Annotated in this window: 29 protein-coding genes; 21 read left to right on the top strand and 8 right to left on the bottom strand. The window is 49.4% G+C overall.

Annotated elements, in window-relative coordinates; all coding sequences use genetic code 11:
* The first annotated feature begins 7 nt into the window (after positions 1-7).
* Entirely contained in the window at positions 8-1018 is a 1011-nt protein-coding gene (locus LQE92_RS00625) for an NAD(P)H-dependent glycerol-3-phosphate dehydrogenase (protein ID WP_231061082.1), read from the top strand.
* A 37-nt stretch (positions 1019-1055) separates the two neighbouring features.
* Entirely contained in the window at positions 1056-2255 is a 1200-nt protein-coding gene (locus LQE92_RS00620; RefSeq protein ID WP_231061081.1) for an FprA family A-type flavoprotein, read from the top strand.
* A 31-nt stretch (positions 2256-2286) separates the two neighbouring features.
* Here LQE92_RS00620 and LQE92_RS00615 read toward each other — a convergent pair whose 3' ends face one another.
* Positions 2287-2586 carry a hypothetical protein gene (locus LQE92_RS00615; RefSeq protein ID WP_231061080.1) on the bottom strand — a complete coding sequence of 100 codons (300 nt, stop codon included), beginning with the start codon at positions 2584-2586 and terminating at the stop codon, positions 2287-2289.
* Between the two features lie 468 nt (positions 2587-3054).
* Entirely contained in the window at positions 3055-4452 is a 1398-nt protein-coding gene (locus LQE92_RS00610; RefSeq protein WP_231061079.1) for an MATE family efflux transporter, read from the bottom strand.
* 165 nt (positions 4453-4617) lie between these two features.
* Here LQE92_RS00610 and LQE92_RS00605 point away from each other — a divergent pair, with 165 nt between their 5' ends.
* Positions 4618-5970, top strand: a complete 1353-nt coding sequence (locus tag LQE92_RS00605; protein ID WP_231061078.1) for an MATE family efflux transporter — start codon at positions 4618-4620, stop codon at positions 5968-5970.
* Between the two features lies 1 nt (position 5971).
* Positions 5972-6628, top strand: coding sequence for an HAD family hydrolase (locus LQE92_RS00600; protein ID WP_231061077.1), 657 nt, complete (start codon positions 5972-5974; stop codon positions 6626-6628).
* Positions 6629-6712: 84 nt separating this feature from the next.
* On the opposite strand, the gene LQE92_RS00595 is transcribed toward LQE92_RS00600, so the two are convergent.
* Both LQE92_RS00595 and LQE92_RS00590 read right to left on the bottom strand, forming a co-directional pair.
* Positions 6713-6955 (bottom strand): spore coat protein, encoded by a 243-nt coding sequence (locus tag LQE92_RS00595; protein ID WP_231061076.1) that lies wholly within the window; start codon positions 6953-6955, stop codon positions 6713-6715.
* Positions 6956-6967: 12 nt separating this feature from the next.
* Positions 6968-7141, bottom strand: a complete 174-nt coding sequence (locus LQE92_RS00590) for a hypothetical protein (RefSeq protein WP_231061075.1) — start codon at positions 7139-7141, stop codon at positions 6968-6970.
* A 133-nt stretch (positions 7142-7274) separates the two neighbouring features.
* On the opposite strand from LQE92_RS00590, the gene LQE92_RS00585 reads away from it, so the two are divergent.
* Both LQE92_RS00585 and LQE92_RS00580 read left to right on the top strand, forming a co-directional pair.
* Positions 7275-7844: a DUF305 domain-containing protein gene (locus LQE92_RS00585; RefSeq protein WP_231061074.1), complete on the top strand. Its 570-nt coding sequence runs from the start codon at positions 7275-7277 to the stop codon at positions 7842-7844.
* Positions 7845-7948: 104 nt separating this feature from the next.
* Positions 7949-8590 (top strand): lactate utilization protein, encoded by a 642-nt coding sequence (locus tag LQE92_RS00580; RefSeq protein WP_231061073.1) that lies wholly within the window; start codon positions 7949-7951, stop codon positions 8588-8590.
* Between the two features lie 5 nt (positions 8591-8595).
* Here LQE92_RS00580 and LQE92_RS00575 read toward each other — a convergent pair whose 3' ends face one another.
* Positions 8596-9720, bottom strand: a complete 1125-nt coding sequence (locus tag LQE92_RS00575; RefSeq protein WP_231061072.1) for a PTS transporter subunit EIIC — start codon at positions 9718-9720, stop codon at positions 8596-8598.
* Between the two features lie 131 nt (positions 9721-9851).
* On the opposite strand from LQE92_RS00575, the gene LQE92_RS00570 reads away from it, so the two are divergent.
* On the top strand, positions 9852-10667 hold the full coding sequence (locus tag LQE92_RS00570; RefSeq protein WP_231061071.1) for a carbon-nitrogen hydrolase family protein: 816 nt from the start codon (positions 9852-9854) through the stop codon (positions 10665-10667).
* 15 nt (positions 10668-10682) lie between these two features.
* On the opposite strand, the gene LQE92_RS00565 is transcribed toward LQE92_RS00570, so the two are convergent.
* Positions 10683-11000: a hypothetical protein gene (locus LQE92_RS00565; RefSeq protein WP_231061070.1), complete on the bottom strand. Its 318-nt coding sequence runs from the start codon at positions 10998-11000 to the stop codon at positions 10683-10685.
* Positions 11001-11109: 109 nt separating this feature from the next.
* On the opposite strand from LQE92_RS00565, the gene LQE92_RS00560 reads away from it, so the two are divergent.
* A complete protein-coding gene (locus tag LQE92_RS00560; protein WP_231061069.1) occupies positions 11110-11259 on the top strand; it encodes a hypothetical protein in 150 nt (49 codons plus the stop codon).
* Between the two features lie 275 nt (positions 11260-11534).
* Here the strand turns inward: LQE92_RS00560 and LQE92_RS00555 are convergent, their stop codons facing one another.
* On the bottom strand, positions 11535-11747 hold the full coding sequence (locus LQE92_RS00555) for an alpha/beta-type small acid-soluble spore protein (protein ID WP_147595810.1): 213 nt from the start codon (positions 11745-11747) through the stop codon (positions 11535-11537).
* Positions 11748-11970: 223 nt separating this feature from the next.
* Between LQE92_RS00555 and rsmD the strand changes: the two genes are divergently transcribed.
* Genes rsmD through LQE92_RS00540 form a run of 3 tightly spaced genes read left to right on the top strand, consistent with a single transcriptional unit; the run spans position 11971 to position 13755 of the window.
* Positions 11971-12534 carry a 16S rRNA (guanine(966)-N(2))-methyltransferase RsmD gene (rsmD, locus tag LQE92_RS00550; protein ID WP_231061068.1) on the top strand — a complete coding sequence of 188 codons (564 nt, stop codon included), beginning with the start codon at positions 11971-11973 and terminating at the stop codon, positions 12532-12534.
* 24 nt (positions 12535-12558) lie between these two features.
* A complete protein-coding gene (gene coaD, locus LQE92_RS00545; RefSeq protein ID WP_231061067.1) occupies positions 12559-13035 on the top strand; it encodes a pantetheine-phosphate adenylyltransferase in 477 nt (158 codons plus the stop codon).
* A 27-nt stretch (positions 13036-13062) separates the two neighbouring features.
* Positions 13063-13755 (top strand): DivIVA domain-containing protein, encoded by a 693-nt coding sequence (locus LQE92_RS00540; protein ID WP_231061066.1) that lies wholly within the window; start codon positions 13063-13065, stop codon positions 13753-13755.
* A gap of 53 nt (positions 13756-13808) precedes the next feature.
* Here the strand turns inward: LQE92_RS00540 and LQE92_RS00535 are convergent, their stop codons facing one another.
* A complete protein-coding gene (locus tag LQE92_RS00535) occupies positions 13809-14738 on the bottom strand; it encodes a hypothetical protein (protein ID WP_231061065.1) in 930 nt (309 codons plus the stop codon).
* Positions 14739-14823: 85 nt separating this feature from the next.
* On the opposite strand from LQE92_RS00535, the gene LQE92_RS00530 reads away from it, so the two are divergent.
* The 10 genes from LQE92_RS00530 (at position 14824) to LQE92_RS00485 (ending at position 25960) form a co-directional block, all read left to right on the top strand.
* Positions 14824-16293, top strand: a complete 1470-nt coding sequence (locus LQE92_RS00530) for an aminoacyl-histidine dipeptidase (RefSeq protein WP_231061064.1) — start codon at positions 14824-14826, stop codon at positions 16291-16293.
* Positions 16294-16392: 99 nt separating this feature from the next.
* A complete protein-coding gene (locus LQE92_RS00525; protein ID WP_231061846.1) occupies positions 16393-17196 on the top strand; it encodes a M23 family metallopeptidase in 804 nt (267 codons plus the stop codon).
* Between the two features lie 106 nt (positions 17197-17302).
* A complete protein-coding gene (locus tag LQE92_RS00520; protein WP_147595818.1) occupies positions 17303-18118 on the top strand; it encodes a GTP pyrophosphokinase in 816 nt (271 codons plus the stop codon).
* A gap of 31 nt (positions 18119-18149) precedes the next feature.
* Positions 18150-19568, top strand: coding sequence for an RsmF rRNA methyltransferase first C-terminal domain-containing protein (locus LQE92_RS00515; RefSeq protein ID WP_231061063.1), 1419 nt, complete (start codon positions 18150-18152; stop codon positions 19566-19568).
* The gene (locus LQE92_RS00510; RefSeq protein ID WP_231061062.1) at positions 19565-20227 is read left to right on the top strand and encodes an HAD family hydrolase; all 663 of its coding nucleotides are present in this window, start codon (positions 19565-19567) and stop codon (positions 20225-20227) included. Before LQE92_RS00515 ends, LQE92_RS00510 begins: the two co-directional genes overlap by 4 nt.
* Positions 20228-20264: 37 nt before the next feature.
* The gene (locus tag LQE92_RS00505) at positions 20265-22136 is read left to right on the top strand and encodes a YgiQ family radical SAM protein (protein ID WP_231061061.1); all 1872 of its coding nucleotides are present in this window, start codon (positions 20265-20267) and stop codon (positions 22134-22136) included.
* A gap of 15 nt (positions 22137-22151) precedes the next feature.
* Entirely contained in the window at positions 22152-23756 is a 1605-nt protein-coding gene (locus LQE92_RS00500; protein WP_231061060.1) for an MBL fold metallo-hydrolase RNA specificity domain-containing protein, read from the top strand.
* Between the two features lie 7 nt (positions 23757-23763).
* Positions 23764-24321, top strand: coding sequence for a hypothetical protein (locus tag LQE92_RS00495; RefSeq protein WP_231061059.1), 558 nt, complete (start codon positions 23764-23766; stop codon positions 24319-24321).
* A gap of 32 nt (positions 24322-24353) precedes the next feature.
* On the top strand, positions 24354-25367 hold the full coding sequence (locus LQE92_RS00490; RefSeq protein WP_231061058.1) for an RluA family pseudouridine synthase: 1014 nt from the start codon (positions 24354-24356) through the stop codon (positions 25365-25367).
* Between the two features lie 59 nt (positions 25368-25426).
* Positions 25427-25960 (top strand): Holliday junction resolvase RecU, encoded by a 534-nt coding sequence (locus tag LQE92_RS00485; protein WP_231061057.1) that lies wholly within the window; start codon positions 25427-25429, stop codon positions 25958-25960.
* The last annotated feature ends 55 nt before the right edge of the window (positions 25961-26015 follow it).

Below are 26015 nucleotides of genomic sequence, written 5' to 3'. Positions count from 1 at the left end.
AGAAATTATGGCGAATATCAGTATAATCGGTTCCGGCACATGGGGGATGGCCTTATCCCTTCTGCTGTATAAGAAGGGGCATACGGTAAAGGTATGGTCAGCGATCAAAGAAGAGGTGGATATGCTCCGGGAAAAACGGGAGCACAAGAATCTGCCGGGTGTACCGATTCCGGAGGATATGGAAATCACCGGGGACCTTGAAGCATGTATAAAAGGAGCTGACCTCATGGTCCTTTCCGTCCCCTCTGTATTTACCCGTGCCACGGCAAAGAGGATGTCTCCCTTTGTGGAAAAAGGGCAGATTATAGTCAATGTGGCGAAAGGAATCGAAGAGGAGTCCCTGATGACACTGTCAGAGCAGATCGAGGAAGAGATTCCCTGTGCAAATGTGGCAGTCCTTTCCGGTCCCAGCCACGCGGAAGAAGTGGGCAGAGGGATTCCGACCACCTGTGTCGTAGGGGCAGGGGATAAAAAGACAGCGGAATATATCCAGAACATTTTCATGTGCAATGTGTTCAGGGTCTATACAAGCCCTGATATCATGGGGATTGAACTGGGCGGCTCCCTGAAGAATGTCATAGCCCTTGCAGCCGGCGTTGCGGACGGCCTGGGATACGGCGACAATACAAAGGCGGCATTGATCACCAGAGGGATGGCGGAGATCACCAGGCTGGCTCTGAAAATGGGAGCCAGGATGGAAACTATGTATGGTCTGAGCGGGGTCGGTGATCTGATCGTGACCTGCGCCAGCATGCACAGCCGGAACAGACGGGCCGGCATTCTCATTGGGCAGGGGAAGACCATGGATGAGGCGATGAAAGAAGTACAGATGGTCGTCGAAGGCGTATATTCTGCCAAAGCCGCGGCAAAGCTGGCGGATAAATACGGGGTGCAGATGCCCATAACGAAGGAGATCAACAAGGTGCTCTTTGAAGGGAAGAAAGCCTCAGACGCGGTGGAAGACCTGATGCTTCGGGATAAGGGAATTGAACATCCCAATATTCCCTGGGAACAATAATACCGGACAGACTGAATACAGGAGGGAAATACAGATCATGTACTGTGTGAAGAATATTACAGAAGATTTATACTGGATCGGCGGAAGTGACCGCAGGCTTGCGCTATTTGAAAATATTTATCCCATACCAAATGGCGTTTCCTATAATGCGTATGTCCTGATGGACGAAAAGACCGTACTGCTGGATACGGTGGATTCTTCCATAAGTGAATTGTTTTTTGAAAACCTCGCCCATGTATTGGGGGAGAGAGGGCTGGATTATCTGGTGATCGACCATATGGAGCCTGACCATTGTGCGGCCATTGCCGGCGTGGTGCTCCGCTATCCGGATGTTAAGCTGGTGTGCAATACAAAAACAGCCTCCATGCTGAAACAGTTCTATTCCTTTGATGTGGATGCCAGGATTCTCTTGGTAAAAGAAATGGATACCTTGAATACAGGAAAGCATACGCTGACGTTTGTAATGGCGCCTATGGTACACTGGCCGGAGACTATGGTGACTTATGACTCCGTCACCGGCGCTCTGTTTTCCGCAGATGCTTTCGGCACCTTCGGAGCGTTGAGCGGAAATCTCTATGCGGATGAAATGAACTTTGAGAGGGACTGGCTGGACGACGCCAGAAGATATCTGACGAATATCGTAGGAAAGTACGGCCCGCAGGTACAGTCCCTGCTGAAAAAAGCATCCGCTTTGGACATCCGGATGATCTGCCCCCTCCACGGCCCCGTATGGAGAGAAGGCCTCGGCTGGTTCATCAACAAATATAAAATGTGGAGCAGCTATACGCCGGAAGATTCGGCAGTGATGATCGCTTATGGCTCCATCTATGGAAATACGGAAAATGCAGTGAATGTCCTCGCTTCTCGTCTCGCAGATGCCGGGGTGAAGAACATCGTTATGTATGACGTATCAGTGACGGACCCTTCTTATGTGCTCTCTGAGGCTTTCCGGTGCAGTCATCTGGTATTTGCGTCGTCCACTTACAACGGAGGGATTTTTACTCCCATGGAGACGCTTCTTATGGAGCTTAAGGCACATAATCTGCAGAACCGCACGGCGGCGGTGATAGAGAATGGAACCTGGGCTCCGGCAGCGGGCAGGCAGATGAAGGAAATCTTATCTTCTATGAAGAATATGACGATTCTTTCCGAAGAGCTGACGATTAAATCCGCACTCAAAGAAGAGCAGCTTCCGCAGCTGGAAGCTCTGGTCAAGGCAATCGCAGAATCCATGTAAATATGCTACAAAATACTTTTTGGGATCATTTTTAGTTAGCTCCGATCAAGCTTAAGTTCAGTACCGGCAGAAGTTCCGGACCGTCACGATTTCGGTTCGCTGGCGATGCAGGGGCCGCTTTATCCCCGCTCCGGAAGTACCGCTCACATGTCGACAGGAAATCTTTATGATTTCCCGTCTCCTGTTCGCTCAGAAACGGAATCGGTATTTCCGTTTCTGCCTCCCTCCGCCTGAGGAACATCGGCCTCTGCCCTGCGGCGCTCTCCTTTAGGCCGGCCCGGAATCTCTCTGCCGGCGCCCTGCCTGCCGCGCTGTACCGGACAAATTTCATTTCTTAGATTCCAGAAAAGGAGCGGATATCCCCAGGGCCCGCACGCCTTACGGCGGCGGGCCTCCGTGGCCGCCCCAATAGCTTTCACAACAAATAAAAGCTTATTTCGGTGCGGGAAGAGGAGCAGGAGGAAGTCCGATTCCATCGTAAGGGGAGCGCTGCAAAGGCGTTAGCAGGATCTTCCCGGCCGCAGGGAGGCAAAAATCGCATATCATGCGGATTTTTGTTGGAATCTGACATGGAAAAATATCGATTTATCCATGTCAGTTGGAAAGGACCGACTAAAGGCCGCAAAGATTCTGGTTACGGCTGCCAGCGACCCGCCTGGATGGAAGCGGACTTCCTCCTGTCTCTCTGATTCGTAAAGATAGGTTTGTTTGAAAGGTATTCAAAGGTATTAAAAGAAAGACCCGGATGGGGCTGCACTTGTAATGTGCTGGCTCCTTCCGGGCTTTTGTGTATTTGGATTCAGACGCTTTCCGGCGCAGAATCCGGTATGTTTTTTAACTGTTTTCTATAAGTCCTGATCAGGAGAACGACGCACAGGGCGGCTGAAACGATCTCTGCAATCGGAAAGGCAAACCAGACGGCATCCAGGCCAATGGAGACTGCGAACAGATAAGCGACTGGCACGATGACGAAAATCTGCCGGATCAGGGAAATCAGCAGGCTGTAAAATCCATTGCCCAGAGCCTGAAACACAGAGGAGATAACGATGGCGGCTCCCGCGAATACAAAGCAGAGGCTGATTCTGCGCAGAGCGGGGACTCCCATGGAAATCATATCGGGAGAGTTGTTAAACATCCGGATGAGGGCTTCTGGAAAGATTTGGAATACAGCAAAGCCCACTGCCATGATACCGACCGCAATAACGACACTCAGTTTGATGGTATCTATGATTCGTTTTTTCTTTCTCGCTCCGAAATTGTAGGCGACAATGGGAATCATGCCGTTATTCAGGCCAAAGACTGGCATGAAAACAAAGCTCTGAAGCTTAAAATATACTCCGAACACCGATACGGCAGTGGAAGAGAACATTAGGAGGATTCCATTCATTAAAAGAGTCATCAGGGAGACGACTGCCTGCATGATGATAGAAGGAATCCCGACCTTGTAGATCTGCCGGATGATGTAGCCGCTTGGACGGAATTTGCGGAAACGGAAGTGCAGCTCGTCGTTTTTCTTTAAATTGAAAATGAGAGCCATCACGGCGGCGACACACTGGCCCAGGACCGTAGCCGCTGCGGCTCCTGCCACTTCCATGCGGGGAAAACCAAACAGGCCGAAGATCATGATCGGATCGAAGATGATATTGATGATGGCGCCTGTCCCCTGGGTAATCATGGTATAGATTGTTTTACCGGTAGACTGAAGGATACGTTCCAGCGTCATCTGCATGAAAAGGCCGATGGACACCATCGTACAGATGGTCAGATAATCCGTTCCGTACCGGACGATCACTTCATCCTGTATCTGGCTGGCAAAAAAGAAACGGCTTCCGAACAGACCGAAAACGGCAAAGGCAATATAGCTTAAAAATGCCAGGAAAATCCCGTTGATAGCAGCGGCGTCTGCCTGAGCAAAATTCCTTTCTCCCAGATTCCTGGAAAGATACGCATTGATGCCGACTGCAGTACCAGTACCGAAGGCGATCATGAGACTTTGAATGGGAAACGCCATGGATACGGCTGTAAGGGCGGCTTCCGACAGCCGTCCCACGAATACACTGTCTACGATATTATACATTGCTTGTACCAGCATGGAAATCATGATGGGTAAAGACATGCTGATCAGCAGCTTATTGACCGGCATGACCCCCATTTTGTTTTCCTGCGGCTGTGTCTTTTGGATTTTTTCTTCTGTCATAAACTCACTCCATTCACTTGATTTCAAACAGCATCAGGAACAAGCATAGCACAATAAAAAAAATGCCGCAATATATTCCTTGTAGAAACAACGAAAATGTGGTATTTTTAGGGATGGAGTGAGTAAAAAGCTCACAAAGAATTTAAAATAAGGAAGTCTTAAATTATGGCAAAGGATATGTCTGTGGGAAAACCGTTTCCCACTTTGTTCAAATTTGCGATGCCCATGGTGCTCGGGAATCTGTTTCAGCAGCTTTATAATGTGGTGGATTCCATGGTGGTGGGCAATTTTGTGGGTGAAGATGCCCTGGCGGCGGTCGGAACCACCACGGCGATCACTTTTCTGTTTATCGCTGTCGCCATAGGCATGGGCATCGGCTGTTCCGTAGTGATCTCCCAGCTGTTCGGAGCCAAAAATATGGATACGATGAAGCTGGCAATCCACACTGCGCTGATCTCCATGCTCGTTCTCAGTGTGATTCTGTCCATATTCGGTCTGGCGGCCCACGAATGGATTCTGAGATCCATGAAGGTACCGGAAAATATTTTTGCAGATGCGGCCGCCTATCTGCGGATCTACTGTATGGGCCTGGTGTTTTTGTTCATGTACAATATCCTGAATTCCATCTTCAACGCTCTGGGGGAGTCGAGATTCCCTCTTATTTTTCTGACCATGTCCTCTATCCTCAATGTGATACTGGATTTGTATTTTGTGATTGGGCTCCATATGGGAGTCCCGGGTGTGGCTTGGGCAACACTGATAGCCCAGGGGATTTCCGCAGTCCTTTCTTTTCTTGTTCTCATAAGGAGCGTGAGAAGGATTGAGACAAAAGAGAAGCCGGCGCTGTTCAGCGGCCGTCTGCTGGGGCAGATGTTCCGCCTGGCGGTCCCTACCACCATCCAGCAGTCCATCGTGTCTCTGGGGCTTGTATTTGTCCAGGGACTTGTGAACAGCTACGGTTCTGTCGTGATCGCAGGATATACGGCAGCTACTAAGATTGATACGATAGCCATCAATCCCATGGTTCAGGTGGGAAACGCGGTGTCCACGTTTACAGCTCAGAATATGGGAGCCAAAAAAACGGAGAGGGTCAAGTCGGGGATGTGTTCCGGTCTTATCATAGCTTCTTCAATCTCTGTGTCCCTGGCGGTGATTCTGTATTTCTTCGGAGGAGCTTTTATAGGTGCTTTCATGGACAGCGGAACGAGTGCGGAAGCCATCGGAGTTGGAGTCCACTATATGCGGGTGGTTTCTTCCTTTTACGTTGTGATGGGCACGATGAATGTCTTTAATGGAGTCCTTCGGGGAGCCGGCGATGTCCGGGTATTCATGCTCGCCACTCTGTGCAATTTTTCCGTTCGGGTGGCCGGCGCTCATATTCTGGCCGCTTCCCCCATGGGAGCCAGTGGAATCTGGTGGGCGATTCCCATCGGATGGATTGTGGGAGCCCTGATTTCTGGGAGCAGGTTTGCCAGCGGCAGGTGGAAGACTAAGAAATTGGCAGTTACGGAGGAATAAAATGGCACAGATAATTTTATTTGATCTGGACGGCACTCTTACGGACCCGAAAGAAGGGATTACCAGATGTGTCCAGTATGGCATGGAGGCCTTGGGATATGCAGAGCCGGATCTCGATCGGCTGACGCCGTTCATCGGGCCTCCGCTAAAGGACATGTTCATGGAATACTGCGGCTTTGAGCCGGAACAGGCGGATGAAGCCGTTAAGAAATACCGGGAACGGTTTTCTGAAAAAGGAATGTATGAAAACGAGATTTATGAGGGGATAGAGGACATGCTAAGAACGCTTAAGGAATCGGGCAGACGCCTGGGGGTTGCGACTTCCAAGCCCTGGGTATTCGCGGAACCGATTCTGAGGCATTTCGGAATCCTGGATTATTTTGAGTTTGTGACGGGGAGTGAACTGAGCGGCGAGCGTGTTCAGAAGAGTGAGGTCATCGAAGAGGCTTTAAGACGGTTCGGCGCAGGACCGGAAGATAAAGGAAACGTCTTTATGGTAGGAGACAGGAAGCACGATATCTTCGGCGCATTGAAAGCCGGCGTGGTTTCTGTAGGCGTCACATACGGATATGGAGGCTATGAAGAGCTTTCACAGGCAGGTGCCGGGCATATCGTCGATACGGTGGAAGAATTGACAGAGCTTCTCTTAAAACTGTGATAAAGGGAACGAATATGGAAAAATGCCGGCAAACATGAAGTTTGCCGGCATTTTTCCATATTTACTTCTTTTTGGTCTTCTAGATCAGCCGATAAATTTCTGCTTTACGGAGGTTATTTTAGACTGTTCTGCCTGTTCGGTGGGATACCAGCCTTTTGCGGCCATTTTATCGTAAATCGTATCTTGCATGCAGAGTGCATCGTTTAAAGCGGAATTGAATGCCTGGTGAACGTTTTCTGTGGAAGATTCAATCGTTCCATGCATAAACAGATCACACACGCCTTTTTCCAGCAGTAGAATGTTTTCCATCAGGTTTTTGTCGTCCATTACGTTTCCTCCTTACAGCAGTTCGTAGAAATTCTGAAAAATCTGCTGATGCTTCTGTGCCATATCTTCTATGCAGTTTTTCAGTTCAGTGTCATGAATCTGATTTGCGGTTTCTTTGCACTTGGTCTGAAAATATTTCTCATGGCCCAGCGCGTCTTCAACATACAGTAATTCTTTGGTCGTCATTTACGATTCACCTCCAATACTTATTTCAGTCTTATGTTCTACCGTTTCATAGAAAATATTCTGAAATACGAAATAAAGGGGTCACCTGTTATCTGCATAATGAATAATCTAAAAGGAAAAGGAGGGACGCCAAATGTCTTGCAGACAACAATTCAGTGATGTTACCAAGAAATATCTGTGCTGCTATTATGAAATACTGGAGGATATGATCTCAGAAATGACAGAAGCTGAGCTGACAGAGAGTCTGTCACATAATTTTATTGTACAGATGATTCCCCATCACCGGGCCGCTATCGAAATGTCGTATAATCTTTTGCAGTTTACGACCTTTGTGCCCTTACAGGACATCGCTCAGAATATCATAAGTGAACAGACGAGAAGCATTGAAAATATGCAGCAGATATTGACAAACTGCAGCGGACTTTGCAATTCAGAACAGGATCTGTGCCTTTATCAGAGGCATTTCCGGCAGATCACGCAGACCATGTTTTCTCGGATGCAGAATGCCTGCTCCGACAACAATATCAATGCTGATTTCATGAGAGAGATGATTCCCCATCATGAGGGTGCGGTCCGGATGTCAAAAAACGTACTTAACTATTCCATTTGCCGGGAGCTTGTCCCGATTCTTGAAGCAATCATTACGTCACAGGAACGCGGAATACAGGAGATGAAACGGCTGCTCCGGTGTATTGGGCAATAGATGATACGAACCCTTCTTCACATTGCTTTTTTCGGTGATCTTATGCTATTCTATACTTATATAAGGTTATCCGTTAAACGGAAAAAGAACTGGAGGAAGGAAACATGAGTAAAACACCTAAAGAACTGTTTCAGGAAAAGCGCGGCATTACCGTGGTGAAGAATCTGGAAAGCCGTCATTTCGAGGCTTATTACTGCACCACAAGGGAAGAAGCCCTTCAAAAGGTATTGGAATTAATACCGGAAGAGTCGTCTGTATCATGGGGAGGTTCCATGACCATCCGGGATATGGGACTTACGGATGCGCTGAATCGAGGGAATTACCGGACGATCGACCGGGATAAGGCAGCGAATGAAGAAGAAAAAAAGAAAGCATACAGGGACGCCATGTCTGCAGAATATTATTTGACCAGCGCCAATGGAATCAGTGAAGACGGCCAGCTGGTAAATGTGGACGGTACGGGGAACCGCGTTGCAGCGGTCGTATATGGGCCGGAATATGTCATAGTGGTCGCTGGTATGAATAAGGTGGCGAAGACAGCGGATGATGCGCTGGTTCGGGCGAGGACCATAGCTGCACCCACAAATCAGCAGCGTTTTCAGAGAAAAACGCCGTGTACGGTTACCGGCGTATGCGGGGACTGCATATCACCCGACTGTATCTGCAATCAGGTTCTGATTACCAGGAACTGCAGTCCTGCCGGCAGAATCAAGGTAGTGCTGGTCGGAGAAGAGCTGGGGTATTGACTGCTTTAGGCATGAACGGCTTCTTCCGTCTGGCTGTCCGCATCGAAGCGGCCTCCGAATAACAGAGTCAGAAGGAAGGATGCCGCGAAGCTTATGGCCGCGGCTATCATGGCTTTCATGAGATTGTCAGGTTCACCGGAATCCGCAAACATCAGGAAAGACGGCATTCCCGGAAAGGCGTATACATAGCAGTGGATCGTAACAAATCCCTGGTAAGCGCCTGCGAGGGCTGCTCCGATCATGGATGTGATCAGCGGCCGGCGGTACGGAAGTGATACACCGTAGATGGGCGGTTCCGTGACGCCAGTCAAAAAGACTGTGACGGCACAGCTTAAAGCCAGCTTTTTCAGGGCCGAAGTCCTGGCCCGGAAAAAAGCGGCCAGACAGGTGCCTGCCTGTGACAGCGTAAGGATGAAAAATCCCACCATGACGCCGTCCTCGATGCCGAACGTTCCCAGCTGACTGAGAGCCACCGCGACGAATACCCAGTGGGTGCCGGTGATGACGAAGAGGGGAGAAAGACCGGCAAACAGAGCCCAGGCAGCCACAGGCGCATGGGCCTGGAGCCATACCATGATGCCGGACAGAAAGTTTCCGATCAGTGTTCCGATAGGGCCGATCAAAAGGAGGCCAAGCAAAGACGAGAGGAGCAGAATCACCAGGGGGGACAGGATATCGTCCAGAATCTTTGGCATCAGTTTATGTACCAGCTTTTCCACATAGATCATGGCTGCGATCAGCAGAATGATGGGAATGGTGCTGTACGCATAGTTAGCCTTTACCAGGGGAATTCCCGCAAAAGAGAGTTTTCCTGCCGAAGATACCAGCTCCACGAAAGCAGGGCTCATCATCGCTCCGACCGCGCCTATGGCCAGTACTGTATTCACGTGAAAATGGACGGAAGCCGTATAGGCAAGGAAAAAAGGCAGGAAATAGAGGGGAGCGTCTCCGATTATGGACAGGACAAGTTCTGTATGACTGCCCTCTGCCAGTGCTCCCGTCATGGTCAGGACGATGACCAGGAGCTTTACCAGTCCTCCTGCGACGAGGATGGGGATGACCGGCGCCATACAGCTGGAAATATGGTCAATGACCGCAGTAACAATGTGTTTTTTTCTATTCTGTTCCATGATATGCACTCCCTGGAAATGTTTTAGAGATCGATATACGGCAGACAGCCTCTGCCGTCTGCGCCACAAAGCAAGTATAGCATTGCCGGAATGGGTTTTCAAGGAAATTCCGGACATGAAAGGAAGCGGATATGAAATTATCCTGTAAGGTTTCAATGATTCAGATGAGGGTGAGGAAGACGAAAGAAGACAGTCTGATCGCTGCGGGAGAAAAGATCAAAGCTGCCGCAAGAGACGGAGCGGATTTCGTCATTCTGCCGGAGATGTTCGCCTGTCCTTATGAAACAGAGAATTTTCCGGTATACGCAGAGGATGAGAACGGAGAAAGCGTAAGAAGACTTTCTTCCGCCGCCGCGGAAAATCATGTGTATTTGATCGGTGGCAGTCTTCCTGAACGGGATGATGCCGGGAAGATCTATAACACTTCTTTCGTTTTTGACCGGGAGGGCCGCATCATTGCAAAGCACCGAAAATCCCATTTATTTGATATTGATATCAAAGGCGGACAGTATTTTAAAGAGTCGGATACTCTCACGCCTGGAGATAAGGCGACGGTCTTTTCCACAGAATTTGGGATGATGGGCCTTTGTATCTGTTATGATATCCGTTTTCCGGAGCTATTCCGCAGAATGGTAGAGGATGGGGCGAATATGGTGTTCTGCCCGGCGGCCTTTAATCGGACGACCGGACCGAGACATTGGGAGCTTTTGTTCCGGAGCCGGGCCGTGGACAACCAGATTTTTGTGGCAGGTATTTCTCCTGCCGCAGACGAAAACGCCTCCTATATCGCATACGGACATTCTATCCTGGTATCGCCATGGGGAGAGATTCTATATGAAGCGGGAGAAGATGAGTCCATTCTGACGAAAACCATAGATTTGACGGAAGTAGAACGCGTGAGAGAGCAGCTTCCGCTGCTTAAACACAGAAGGAAAGAAATTTATTGATAGTTTCCCAGCACTTTATGCGGAGTGATGTGTCAAAATATATACCTTTGAATATCTTTTAAACAAATTTATCTTTGCAAACCAGACGAGACAGGAGAAAGTCCGCTTCCATCCAGGCGGGTCGCTGGCAGCCGTAACCAGCATCTTTGCGGCCTTCGGTCGGTCCTTTCCAACTGACATGGATAAATCGATATTTTTCCATGTCAGATTCCAACAAAAATCCGCATGATATGCGATTTTTGCCTCCCTGCCGCCGAGAAGATCCTGCCAACGCCTTTGCAGCGCTTCCCTTACGATGGAAACGGATCGTTCCTCCTGCTCCTCTTCCCGCACCGAAATAAGCTTTCGTTTGTTGTGAAAGCCATTGGGGCGGCCACGGAGGCCCGCTGCCGTAAGGCGTGCGGGCCCTGGGGATATCCAATCCTTTTCTGGAATCTAAGAAATGAAATTTGTCCGATACAGCGCGGCAGGCAGGGCACCGGCAGAAGGATTCCGGGCCGGCCTTAAGGCGAGCGCCGCAGGGCAGCGGCCGGTGTTCTCCAGGCGGAGGGAGGCAGAAACGGAAATACCGATTCCGTTTCTGAGCGAATAGGAGACAGGAAATCATAAAGATTTCCTGTCGACATGTGAGCGGTACTGCCGGAGCGGAGATAAAGCGGCCCCTGCATCGCCAGCGAACCGAAATCGTGACGGTCCGGAACTTTTACCGGTGCTGAACTTAAGCTTGATCAGAGCTTACTAAAAATGTTTCCAGAAAGTGTTTTGTACTATGAAATAAGAAAAATGGCTGTCCGCATGTTTGTCCGGACAGCCATTTTCCATTTGGAAACTGTTATATTTCCAGGTCATTCAGGTCAGAGGCCTTATTTATTTGCCAGCCATCTGTCTTTCCTGCTCTTCGATCATCTTCTTAACCATATATCCGCCTACGGAACCATTCTGGTAAGAAGTAAGGTCACCGTTGTAACCATTCTTTAACGGTACACCCAGTTCGTTTGCTACTTCCATTTTGAAGCGATCCATTGCTTCTTTTGCTTCAGGTACGTTTACCTGATTGCTGCTTCCTGTGCTCTTAGACATGTGAAGCACCTCCTTTTCGGTTGTTATTTGGTACACGCTTATTATGTGCATGCAATAAAATAATACACTGGCAACTTCTGATTCTTCTGTCAGAATTTGTAAATTCCTCATAAAAATGTAATGATTAAATACTTGATTGAAAAAACAATCCATACTATAATATAACAAGCTAACCAATCCGGCGAAAAATATTTATGATCGGATTAGAATTGAGGAAACAACAATGAGAGTGATAGCTGGGACAGCCAGGCGGCTTCCTTTGAAAACACTGGACGGACTGGATACCAGGCCGACCACAGACAGGATAAAAGAAACCCTTTTTAATATGATTCAGGCAGATGTGAGCGGCAGCCGGTTTCTGGATTTGTTTTCCGGGAGCGGTTCCATCGGCATTGAAGCTTTAAGCCGCGGAGCGTCGGAATGCGTTTTTGTAGAAAAGAACCGGAAAGCCGCTTCCTGTATCCGGGAGAATCTTTCCATCACCCATCTGGAGGAACGCGCGGTGCTGATGGAATGTGACGTCCTTACCGCACTGCGGAAGCTGGAAGATGCGGGGGATGAGGTCTTTGACATCATATATATGGATCCCCCTTATGGAAAGGGATTGGAAAGAGAAGCTTTGACCTGCCTGAGCCATTCCAGACTGGTGGATGAAGTTACGATAATCCTTGTGGAAGCATCTCTTGATACGGATTTTTCTTATCTGGAGGACACCATATTTACGATAGTACGTGAAAAGAAATATAAGACCAATAAACATGTGTTTGTTTCGATGAAAGAATTATAAGACTTCAGATAAAGGAGAGCAGGTATGAGGATTGCCGTATATCCGGGGAGTTTTGATCCGGTCACACTTGGGCATCTGGACATCATCGAACGTTCTTCCAAAATGGTGGACGAGCTGGTGGTGGGAGTTCTGAACAACAGTTCAAAAAATCCGTTGTTTTCTGTTGAGGAACGTGTTACTATGTTAAAGGAAGTGACGGTACATCTGCAGAATGTGAAGGTCGAAGCTTTCGATGGCCTTCTCGTGGATTTCGCCAGACAATGCGGCTCAAAGATGGTGGTCAGAGGTTTGCGCGCCATCACAGATTTTGAATATGAATTGCAGATGTCGCAGACGAACAGGATCATCTGTCCGGAAATGGATACGATTTTCTTGACGACGGATTTGAAATACGCTTATTTAAGCTCCAGTATCGTCCGCGAGATGGCTCGTTACGGCGGAAATATTTCCGCTTTCGTGCCTGCGTCGATTGTGGAACGCGTGCTGAAGAAATTTGAGTGATAAATAATCTTTGGGAGGAAACAGGACATGAGCAGGATTGAACAGTTGATAAGCGAGATTGAGGAGTACATAGATGGCTGTAAGGCACAGCCCTTTACTAATAATAAAAAGATCATCGTGGACAAGGATGAGATGGAAGAGCTGTTGGTAGAGCTTCGTCTGCGCACTCCCGATGAGATCAAAAAATATCAGAAGATCATCAGCAATAAGGAGGCTATTTTAAGCTCCACGAAGGAAGAAGCGGATCACATCATTGAAAGTGCGCGTGCTGATGCAGAAAGGATTCTTGCAGAGGCCCAGGCTCAGGCAGAGGGAATCATTGCTGAGACAGAGCAGCATACTGCTGAGATGGTGAGTGAGCATGAGGTAATGCAGCAGGCGTATCAGCAGGCGGGAGAAGTGGTGGATCAGGCCAACGGACAAGCCCAGCAGATCATCAACGATGCGGTGGCTGATTCAGACAACATTCGTGAGGGGGCCATCCGATATACAGATGATATGCTCAAGGGGCTTCAGTCCATTATCAATCTTGCTGTTGAACAGACGACCGGTAAATTTAACTCCTTTATTGAATCTCTCCAGTCCACCGGCGATATCGTGACGAAAAACCGGGATGAACTGCAAGTGCCACAGGCGGAAGCCGCCCCCACTGCAGAAGACAGAAGGGCAGAAGCAGTACTGGAGGATAACGGCGTTTTAAACGCCGATATGTTGGAATAAGAAAAATCAGGCGGGGATGCCAGCGGCATCCTCGTTTTTTATTCCGTTTGTATTCATGCCTGCAGAAAAGGGAAAAGTAAAAACAGGATAGCAAAGGTCATGGATGCCTGCAGAAGCTTCCAGAAAAGGTAGCTCCGTTTGGACAGCGGCGTGCGGCCGAGGACACTGGCCGTCTGTGCGAGTCCTGAAAGTCCTCCGAAGGCTGTATAGGTGAAGCAGAGAGCGACCACAAGAGTGCGGGAAAGGCCGGACTGGACTGTGAAGGCGATTCCAGATGTCATCTCCAGGAGCCCCGGTACCAGAGTATTCAATAGCGGTATCGGACATCTGTCCCGGAAAAAATAAGAGAGCATCGTGAAAAACATCAGATAGCCTCCTATTTTGGCTATGACCAGAAACCCGTCCATCATCGCTCCTTCAAATCGGAGGAAAGAGGCCAGGATTCCTCCGCTTCTTTCATTTTCGGGCAGAGAATCGGACCTTTCTGTATCCGTTGGTGCATAATGCCGGGATGTTCCCGGTTTTCTGTGACGGACCGCCATAGCGGCGCCATAGCAGAGCACCGGCGGCAGATAAATGGCGATCAGGCAGGGAAGCACCTGCAGAATGGGAAGGTGCAGCATTCCGGTGCATAAGAATCCAGTTAGGAACATGGGGCTGGGTTCACAGCAAAGAATCAAAAGCAGGTTTCCGTCCTCTCTGGACAGCCGTCCTGTTTTATATAGATCAGCAATCGCTTTTGCCCCCATTGGGTAGCCGCAGAACCATCCGATGACAAATGCAAACGGGCCGGGAGGCAGTTTTTTCACAAGCTCTGTGGAGATCAGATAGCTTGAAAGGACAATGCAGGGGAGCAGCGTAGGAAGAACCGTACAGTACCAAAGGGAAAGGCCGGCTGCCGCTCCAGGAATGGCTTCCGCGGGATGAGAGATGCAAAAGAGAAAAAGAAGAAGCATGCATAGAGGAAACCAGAGTTTTTTCACGCAGACTTACCCCTTTCGTTTTTTATAGTCTATGAACAGAGGCCGTTGTCCATGACAAACAACGCGCCGGTTAAGGAGGATTCAGATGGAGTACAAAGAAATTGCAGGTAGAATGCCGGAAAAGGTGTTTGAGTATTTCAAGGCGCTTTCAGATATTCCCAGGGGCTCTGGAAATACGAAGGCCGTCAGTGACTATTGTGCGGATTTTGCCAGGGCGCGCGGGCTTTTTTACCGGCAGGACGAGGCGGATAACATTGTGATCGTAAAAGAAGCTTCTGACGGATATGAAACGGCTCCCACCGTCATGCTGCAGGGCCATCTGGATATGGTGTGCGGGAAAGAGGCGGGCATCCAGCATGATTTTGAACGGGACCCGATTCGTCTGGAGGCAGAAGGGGATTATATCCGCGCCCGAGGGACGACGCTGGGCGGGGATGACGGCATAGCGGTCGCTTATGCACTGGCCATTTTGGATTCCGATGAGATCGTTCATCCGCGTCTGGAATGTGTATTTACCTCCGACGAAGAAATTGGAATGCTGGGGGCAAATGCCCTGGACATGGACGGGCTCCGCGCCAGATATCTGCTGAATCTGGATTCTGAAGAAGAGGGCAGCTTTCTGGCAGGGTGTGCCGGCGGAGTCCGTTATGACGTGGAGCTCCCTCTTTCATGGAAAATGGCTGCAGGAATTCCGGTACGGATACAGCTGATAAGTCTCACAGGCGGCCATTCCGGTGTGGACATTCACAGAGGGCGCGCCAATGCAAATCTGCTGATGGGAAGGCTGCTATGGGAGCTTTCTCATGAGCTGAAGGACATGAGGCTTCTTTCTGCGAGAGGAGGCTCTCAGGACAATGCCATTCCAAGAAATTCGGAAATACACCTGCTGGTTAAGCGCCGGGATCTGGACTGCTTAAAGTCCAAGGTGAAAGAATGGGAGGATATCTTCCGTTCCGAATACCGGGTCACAGATCCGGAGCTGCGCCTTTTCTTTGAGGCGAATGAGAATGAAGCTTCTTTGCCGGCAGTTATACCGGAGGATATGGAGCGAATCTGCTTTTTTCTTTTAAATACACCAAACGGCGTTCAGGCTATGAGCCAGGAGCTCCCGGAGCTGGTTGAGACTTCTCTGAATCTAGGTATTCTGTCCCTGACGGAGACGGATGGATTCACCGTTTCCTATTTGGTGAGAAGCTCCTCTTCATCCAGAAAACGTGCGCTGTGCCAGAGGCTGGAGCTTTTTACAAAATTCTCCGGAGGCTCTTTTCATACTTCCGGGGACTATCCGGAATGGGAGTTCCGACCGGAATCACCGCTTCGGAGGCTGCTCTGCAGGGTATATAAAGAGCAATATGGGAAAGAGGCCAGGGTGGAAACAATCCATGCGGGGGTGGAGTGCGGGCTTTTTGCCGCGGGGATTCCCGGTATTGACGCAGTATCCATGGGGCCGGATATCCTGGATATCCATACCCCGAAGGAACGTTTATCCATTTCCTCGGTGGACCGGGTGTGGAAATTTTTGATTGAGGTACTAAAACATATGAAGGATGCATAGACCTTTATAAAAATGGAACCGGAGCGTGCCGTGAGGAAACGAAACAGCCTGGGATTCCTCGGCTTTGCAGTGCTTCTTCTGGGAATCGTCCTAGTCTGCATGCTGCATTTTTTCTGGGAGAATCCGGTTTATTACCAGCTGAATGAGTATACTTCCGAAGAAGAGTCCTTCCGCGCTATGGCTTTTGGGGAAGGGAACTTGTCCGCCATGTTTTCCATGGCGGAGGAAAAAAAAGAGGATCCCTTTGAAGTTATTGCAGCATTCATGGTAGACAGTGAATATGATCTGACTGAGGGGAAAAGAAACTCTCTTTCTTTTGGACGGTGGCAGGACATTAAAAAGAGTGTGAACAGGGTGAAGCCGGTGGAATTTACGAAGCTTTCCCGTGCGTATGAAACTCTTTTGACAGATCTTGAATATTTTCCGCTGCCGCAGGGAGACAGTGAGGCCTCCCGGAATTACGGCTATGAGGATTCCTGGGGATATGAACGTACATACGGAGGGGAACGGCGTCATGAAGGAACAGATATCATGGGCGGCGGAAACAGCCGGGGATTTTTTCCAGTGATAAGCGTGAGCGATGGGACCATCGAGCATATCGGGTGGCTCGAGCTGGGCGGCTGGCGCATTGGCATCCGCACACCCCACGGCGCATATCTTTATTACGCCCATCTGAGTTCTTATGACCATGAATTTGTACCGGGAGAAGAAATAAAGGCAGGACAGCTTTTGGGGTTTATGGGCGATACCGGTTACAGCAAAGTCGAGGGTACCACCGGAAATTTTGCAGTCCATCTGCATTTTGGAATCTATTTTAGGACGGATCACTATGAAGAGCTCAGTGTAAATCCTTATTGGATTCTTAAATATCTGGAGGACAAGAAAGTAAAATATTCCTATTAGCTCCCAATTTGGCAGAAAATATGGTATAATAACTGCGAAGAAGCAAAGTAGAAAGGCAGAGCTGCTGCTTTCGCCCATTCCTATTATTTTACAGGAGTACGGTTTTATGAAGATTCAACTATGGAGAGAGTCCCTCGCTCCGTATCATCTGGCGGTGGAGGAGCTTGTGGTAAAGTTCAACCACATCATCAATGAATGCCGTGAATCAGGCGTTTATTCCCCCATTGAGGCGGTTCAGGGCCGGGTGAAGAAGATTTCCAGCATCCTGGAGAAAGCTCAGCGGAAGGGTATTGCGCTCAATGAGTTTACGGAAAAGCTGGATGACATCGCCGGCATACGTATCATCTGCCAGTTTGTGGAGGATATCGACAAAGTGGTGCAGCTCATACGCAGCCGCAGAGATATGGAAGTCGTCAGTGAGCGGGACTATATCAGTCATACGAAAGAAAGCGGTTACCGCAGCTATCATGTGAATGTCCTCTATGAGGTTTATACCATGAGCGGAAGTCATAATATACAGGTGGAGATACAGATTCGGACGATGGCCATGAATTTCTGGGCCACGATCGAACATTCCCTGCGTTATAAATATCAGGAAGAGATTCCTGAGAAGCTGGCAGGACGTCTGAGCGCCGCCGCCGAGGCGGTATTGGCGTTGGACTGTGAGATGTCGGCCATCCGTGATGAAATCGTGGATGCCCAGCAGCTTTTTCAGGAGAAAGCCTCTGTGGTGGCGGATATCCTGAATAATCTTCAGAATTTATACAGCGGTGAAGAAGAATACGAAGATGCCATGCTGAATATACAGAATGAATTTTATGAGATCTACCACAATGGCTCTCTGGAAGAGCTGGAGGAATTCGGAAGACGGCTGGATAAGCTGGCAGCAGTCAGGAAGGTCCAGGGGCTTCATTCCTTTTGATACATAAAGAAAACGATTGTGCGGTGAATGGATGAATCCAGAGAAAAAGAGTATAGAACTGCCAGAAAAATACATGGAAAAGATGAGACGGCTCTTGGGAGAGACGGAATTGAAAGCATATCTGACCTGCATGGAAGAAGAAACCTTCCGCGGCATCCGTCTGAATCCGTTAAAGGTGACGGAGGATTGCAGAGCGGGGGTCCTTTCTTCTGCAGACGCCCGGACGGAAGAGCCTGTCCCGTGGTCAGATTCGTTGGGATATTATTATGAAAAAACAGGGATGCCCGCCAGGCACCCGTATTATTACGGGGGCCTATATTACCTGCAGGAGCCCAGCGCCATGGCGCCTGGAGCCATTCTGCCGGTCGAGCCGGGAGACCGGGTTTTGGATCTGTGTGCCGCACCGGGAGGAAAAAGCACCCAGCTGGGTGCAAGGCTGGCCGGAAGCGGCTTTTTGCTGTCCAATGATATCAGTGCCTCCCGGGCCAACGGACTTTTAAAAAATCTGGAGCGTTTTGGAATCGGGAATATCCTGGTATCCAGTGAAGAGCCTGAACGGCTTCTCCACAATTTTCCGGTATATTTTGATAAGATTCTGGTGGATGCCCCCTGCTCCGGAGAAGGCATGTTCCGGCGGGAACCGTCCATGATCAGAAGCTGGACGGAGAAAGGACCGGAGCATTACATTCCGATTCAAAAAGAACTTCTTCGGTGTGCTTGTGGGATGTTAAAGCCGGGCGGCATGCTGCTGTATTCCACTTGTACCTTTGCGGAGGAAGAAGATGAAGACAATATTGAATGGATCTGTGAGGAAATTCCAGAGCTGGAGCCGGTGCCGGTACCACTGAAGTACGGATTTGTTCAGGGAAGCGACGGCGCTTCCATCCGGCTGTTTCCCTGGAGGCTTTCAGGAGAAGGGCATTTCCTTTCCCTGCTCCGTAAAAAAGGAAGCCCGGATTTTGATTCCCGGGAGACTCGTCAGGCCTGTTCAGCCGATATGGAAAAGAACAACCGGGATTTTCTGAAAAAAAGAGAAGAGCTTGCCGGGTTTTTAAAGCTCGTTCACCGTCCCGTCGAAAAAGAGGGGTATTTCTGGGAGCGGGAGGGGCAGGTCTATTTGCTGCCCATACCGAGGGAGAAACTTCCGCCCATACGTTTTCTGCGCACTGGTCTTCTTTTGGGCACGCTTAAGAAAAACCGCTTTGAGCCATCTCAGGCTCTGGCCATGTACCTGAAAAAAGAAGAGTTTGAAAACGGCGTGGATTTTCCGTCGGAGGATCTGAGGACAGTGAAATATCTGAAAGGTGAGACGGTGGAAGCGGATAATGCAGTTATATGGGGGAAAGACGGATGGTGCCTCGTCTGTACCGATGGATATCCCCTCGGTTTTGCCAAGCGGAGCCGGATGACTCTTAAAAACAAGTATTATCCAGGATGGAGATGGCAATGATTCAGATACCAGATTCTATAAAAGCCGTGATATTTGATCTGGACGGCACCCTTGTGGATTCCATGAGTATGTGGAAGGATATTGATGTTGAATTTTTAGGAAGGTTTCATATTCCTTTGCCGGAAGACCTTTCGGATGCTGTTGAGGGCATGAGCTTTTCTGAAACGGCGTGTTACTTTAAGGAACGTTTCCAGATTCCCATGAGTATTCAGGAAATCAAAGACTGCTGGAATCAGATGGCCTTGTATCAGTACAGCCATGAGGTCCCGTTAAAGCCTGGAGTAAAAGCATTTTTGGAATACTTAAGGACGCGGGGAATTCCCATGGGGATCGCTACCAGTAATTCCAGGGAACTGGTCACTGCCGTCACTGACGCTCTTAATATCTCGGAGTTCTTTTCTGTAATTGCGGTCGGATGTCAAGTGGCGAAGGGGAAGCCGGCCCCGGATATTTATCTCTGTGTGGCGGAAAGCCTCGGTGAGAAGCCGGAGCACTGCCTGGTTTTTGAAGACGTACCTGCCGGGATCCTGGCGGGCAAGCGGGCCGGTATGACCGTATGGGCGGTAGCAGACGGCTATTCTGAGGCGGCGAGAGAAGAAAAGAAGAGACTGGCCGACGGATTTGTTGAAACTTATAGTGAAATAGACCTGAGTGTTTAGAACGCCGTACCGGCGGCATATATACAGGAGATGCGCCATGAAGGATTTTCTTCCCGTCTGCCGGGCGGATATGGAAAAAAGAGGCTTTACACAGCTGGATTTTGTTTATATCATTGGAGATGCTTACGTAGACCATCCGTCTTTCGGTCCGGCCATCATAAGCCGTGTCCTGGAATCCAGGGGCTATAAGGTGGGAATCATCGCCCAGCCGGACTGGAAGGATGATGGAAGTATCCAGGTACTCGGGAAGCCCCGACTTGCCTTTTTAGTGAGCGGCGGAAATATGGATTCTATGGTCAATCATTATTCTGTATCCAAGCGCCGCCGCGGGACCGATTCCTACACTCCCGGAGGAATCATGGGAAAAAGGCCGGATTACGCGGTGACTGTGTACTGTAATCTGATTCGAAAGGTATTCGGCGGAATGCCTGTGATCATCGGAGGGATCGAGGCAAGTCTCCGGCGCCTGGCCCATTATGATTACTGGTCCGATCAGGTGAAACGCTCCATTTTGATGGATTCTCAGGCAGATCTGATCAGTTATGGCATGGGAGAGCGCTCCGTCGTGGAGATTGCGGAAGCGCTGGATGCCGGTATCCCGGTAGCCGAGATCACATATGTACCGGGTACCGTATACAAAACAAAAACTCTGGACTCAGTATACGAATCTATAGCTCTTCCGGACTTTGAACGTGTGAGACAGGATAAGAAAACTTATGCGGAGAGTTTTCTTATCCAATATAAGAATACCGATCCATTTCGCGGAAGAACTCTGACGGAAGCTTATGGAAACCGGGGATATGTGGTGCAGAACCCTCCGGCCATGCCACTCAACCGGACAGAGATGGACGATATCTATGACCTGCCTTATATGAGGACTTATCATCCCATGTATGAAAAGGCGGGAGGAGTGCCGGCCATCTCAGAGATCAAGTTCAGCCTGGTCAGCAGCCGGGGCTGCTTCGGAGGCTGCAGCTTTTGTGCTCTGACCTTCCATCAGGGAAGGATCGTACAGGTGAGAAGCCATGCGTCTTTGGTAAAGGAAGCAGAAATCCTCACGAAAGAACCGGACTTCAAAGGTTATATTCATGACGTAGGCGGACCTACCGCGGATTTCCGGGCGCCGTCCTGTGAAAAGCAGCTCAAATCCGGCACCTGTCCCGACCGGCAGTGTCTGTTCCCGGCTCCGTGCAAAAACCTGCAGGTGAGTCACAGGGACTATCTGGCGCTTCTCCGCAAGCTGCGTTCTGTTCCTGGAGTGAAAAAGGTATTTATCCGTTCTGGTATCCGGTTTGATTACGTGATGGCAGACAAGAACAGTGAATTTTTGAAAGAATTGTGTGAGTATCATATCAGTGGACAGCTGAAGGTGGCGCCGGAGCATATTTCACCGAACGTGCTCAAATATATGGGAAAACCGGACAGCCGTGTGTATTTGGATTTCGAGAAGTCTTTCCGGAAGATGAATGAAAGACTCGGAAAGAAACAGTATCTTGTGCCGTATCTGATGTCGTCCCACCCAGGCTGTACCATCCGCGATGCGGTGGTCCTGGCAGAATATTTGAGGGATATCCGGCATACGCCGGAGCAAGTGCAGGATTTTTATCCGACTCCGTCCACCCTCTCGACCTGCATGTACTATACGGGATTTGATCCCAGGACGATGGAGCGGGTTTATGTGCCGAGAAGCCCTCACGAAAAGGCCATGCAGCGCGCGTTGATCCAGTACCGCCTTCCAAAGAACCGGGAGCTGGTCCTGGAAGCGCTCAGACAAGCGGGCAGAACAGACCTGATCGGATATGGAAGCCGCTGTCTCATACGGCCTGGCAAAGAGGAAGCTGCTTCAGGAGGGAAACAGAAGGATAAAAAGAAATCGGCCATCCGAAACGTTCATCCCAAAAAGAGATAATAAGGAGATAATAGTATGGAATTGATATTTTTAGGCGCGGATCACGAAGTGACCGGAAGCTGCCATATGGTAAAGGCCGCCGGTATGAATATGCTGATCGACTGTGGAATGGAGCAGGGAGAGGATGTTTATGAGAACCAGGAAATTCCGGTACATGCCTCGGAGATCGATTGTGTCCTCCTGACTCATGCCCATATTGACCATTCCGGGCTTCTTCCTCTTCTTTACGCGAAAGGCTTCCGTGGGCAGGTGTATGCCACTAGGGCTACCTGCGATCTATGTCAGATCATGCTCCGTGACAGCGCCCATATTCAGGAATTTGAGGCGGAATGGCGCAACCGGAAGGGGAAACGTGCCGGAAAGCCGGAATTTATCCCCTTATATACCATGGACGATGCTGTAGGACTTTTGGAACAGCTGGTGGCCTGCGAATATAACGAAATGGTGGACATCGCGGAGGGCATTCAGGCCCGTTTTTCCGATGTCGGCCATCTGCTCGGTTCGGCCAGCATTGAACTGTGGATCTCTGAGGATAAAGAGGAGAGAAAACTGGTCTTTTCTGGAGATGTCGGAAACCTGGATCAGCCTCTGATCAAAGATCCTCAGTATCTGGACACGGCTGATTACGTTGTGATGGAGTCCACGTATGGGGACCGGATTCACAGTGATGTCCGAGTGGACTATGTAAAAGAGCTGACGGAAGTGATTCAGAAGACCTTTGACCGGGGCGGAAATGTGGTGATTCCTTCTTTTGCAGTAGGGCGTACCCAGGAAATGCTTTATTTCATTAGAAAGATCAAAGAAGACAGGCTGATCCGCGGTCATGAGGGCTTTAAGGTTTATGTGGACAGTCCGCTGGCCATAGAAGCCACAAATATCTTCAATAAATATAAATACAGCTGCTTTGACAAAGAGGCCACAGAGCTTTTGGAGAAGGGAATCGATCCCATTAAATTTCAGGGGCTGACTGTATCGGTGACCAGTGCCGATTCCAAGCTCATAAACTTTGACCAGGAGCCGAAAGTTATCATATCGGCGTCCGGAATGTGTGAGGCAGGCCGTATCCGTCATCACCTGAAGCACAACCTGTGGCGCCCGGAATGTACGATTTTGTTTGTAGGATACCAGTCGGGAGGCACTTTGGGGCGCGCCCTGCTGGATGGCATGAGCACCGTGAAGCTTTTTGGTGAGACTATCGAAGTAAAAGCAGAGATTAAGAAGCTGGACGGAATCAGCGGCCACGCGGATAAGACTGGGCTGTTGAAATGGATTGATTCCTTTGACCCGAAACCGAAAAAAGTATTCATAGTCCATGGAGAAGACAGTGTGTGCGACCATTTCGTATCCTGCTTAAAAGAAGAACATGGGATGGATGCATCGGCTCCTTACAGCGGAGCGGTCTATGACATGAAAACGGATTCTTGGGTCTCAGAAGGCGTCCGCATCCTGAAGCGGCGTGAAAAATCTGCAGCAAAGAAGGCCAACACTGTGTTTGCAAGGCTTTTAGCCGCAGGGGAACGCCTGATGGCGCTCATCCGGAAGAACGAGGGAAGCGCCAACAAGGATCTGGCGAGAATGGCAGACCAGATCAATATGCTGTGTGATAAATGGGAGAGATGAACAGAACATGGAAAAAGGAACTTACGGTTATGGAAAAAAGAAACTGAAAGCACAGATTTTGAAGCTGGCGGCCTGCTGCGCCCTGGTATTTGGCGCACTGACCATAGGTCTCATCACCACCGGAAACCGGAAAAATATCTGGACGGTAGGCGCAATCTGCTCCGTACTGCCCGCAGCGACTTTTGCTGTGAATGTCATAGCCAGATGTAAAGGGCTTCCTCTGAAAAGCGAAGATTATGAAAGGCTCGCCGAAGTATCGGAGGGACTGGTACTTTCCTGCGATATGATCGTGACGGCCGGTCAGAAACTGATTCCAGTCCAGGCGGCCGTCTTCCATGAAATGGGAATCACCGCCTATACGGCTGGCAGGAAAGTGGAAGTCAAGCAGGCGGAAAAGGATATAAACGGTCTTCTGAAAAGTGTCGGAGTCTATTCTAAGATTCAGCTGTATACCGATTACAGTGCGTTCTTAAAGAGGGTGGACGGAATCCAGCCTCCTGAATCCGATGAAAAAAAGAAAGAGCTTGAGAAGAAAAAGGGAGAATTCCTTGTTTATTCCATGTAGATCAGAAGACGGAAAAAAGAGGGAGGAAGCCTATGAGGGAATTGCCGGTGGGGACGGCGGAGGCAGGTCAGAGACTGGATAAATATCTCCAGAAATATATGGCGCTTGCGCCAAAAGGCTTTTTCTATAAAATGTTTCGGAAAAAGAATATCACCGTCAACAAAAAGAAATGCAGCGGCGGGGAACGGATAAAGGAAGGGGATACGATCCAGCTATTCCTTTCCGAAGAAACGATTGAAGGATTTCGCAGAAAAGCGGAGGCTTCCTTTAAACGTCCTGCTGCAAAGCTGTCTGTCATCTATGAAGATTCCCAGGTGATCCTGATCAATAAGCCCGCGGGAATGCTTTCTCAGAAATCCGGAAAAGAGGATGTATCATTGGTGGAATACCTGCTCTCGTATCTGCTGGAAAAGGGAGAGGTGACGGAAGAAGCTCTGAGAAGCTTCCGCCCTTCTGTATGCAATCGCCTTGACCGGAACACCAGCGGTCTTGTGACCGCGGGCAAAACTCTGAAAGCCCTTCAGGAGCTCTCCATACTTTTTAAGGAGCGGAGTATCCGTAAATTCTATCTGTGCCTTGTGGACGGCGCTGCAGTAAAAAAACGCCGCCTGCATGGATGGCTTGTCAAGGATGAAAAAAGCAATCAGGTGAAGATCTATCCGGAACAGAGAGAGGGAAGCAGTGAGATCCACACGGCTTATGAGCCGGTTGCCGCCGGCAGAAATCAGACTCTGCTGAAGGTAGAGCTCATAACCGGACGTTCTCATCAGATTCGGGCGCATCTGGCGGCCGACGGCCATCCGGTGATCGGAGATGGGAAGTACGGAGATTCATCTGTGAACCGGAGATTTCGGTCTGAATATCATCTGGAGCATCAGCTGCTCCATTCCTGGAGAATGGAATTCCCGGAGCTTTCCGGAGCGCTTAAGGGTCTTTCAGGCCGTTCGGTACAGGCTCCTCCTCCGGAGCTTTTCCGTAAGATTCTTACAGAGGAAAAGGTTTTGCCGCTTCCCGGCATAACGGATACCTGGAGCAGACTGAAATAAGACGCTGCCGGCAGACCGGATCCGGCGAATATCATAAACTGGAGAGGAAGCAAAAGCCCATGGCTACCTGGGGGACAAGAGGGCTCCGGGGTTCGACCCTGGAGGATTTGATCAACCATACGAACGAAAAATATAAAGAGAGCGGCCTGGCATTGATCCAAAAGATACCGACGCCCATTAAACCTATCAATATCGATAAAGAAAGCCGCCATATAACGCTGGCCTATTTTGATCAGAAGAGTACGGTGGATTACATTGGGGCGGTCCAGGGAATTCCTGTGTGTTTCGATGCGAAGGAGTGCGTGAGCACGACGTTTCCGCTGCAGAATATCCACGAGCATCAGATGCTGTTTATGGAGGAATTTGAAAAGCAGGGGGGCGTTTCATTTATCATTCTCTATTTTACCGGTCTGGACGAAATGTATTATGTGCCCTTTCGCCGCCTTTTGGAGTATTGGAACCGAGGGAGAGACGGCGGAAGAAAAAGCTTTACTTACGAAGAAATTGACAAAAGTTATCAAATACATACAAAACACGGAGCTTATGTTCATTATCTGGAAATGCTGCAAAAAGATTTGGACAGCAGAGATTGACAGATTCCGTCTCATCCGGTATAATTTATTCTGCGTGCTACTATGATAATGAATT

This window comes from Lientehia hominis, assembly GCF_021044755.1.
In the GTDB taxonomy this organism is placed as follows: Bacteria; Bacillota; Clostridia; order Lachnospirales; family Lachnospiraceae; genus Lientehia; species Lientehia hominis.
Note: the sequence above shows the minus strand (reverse complement) of the source record. Positions and strands in the feature narration are given on the sequence as shown.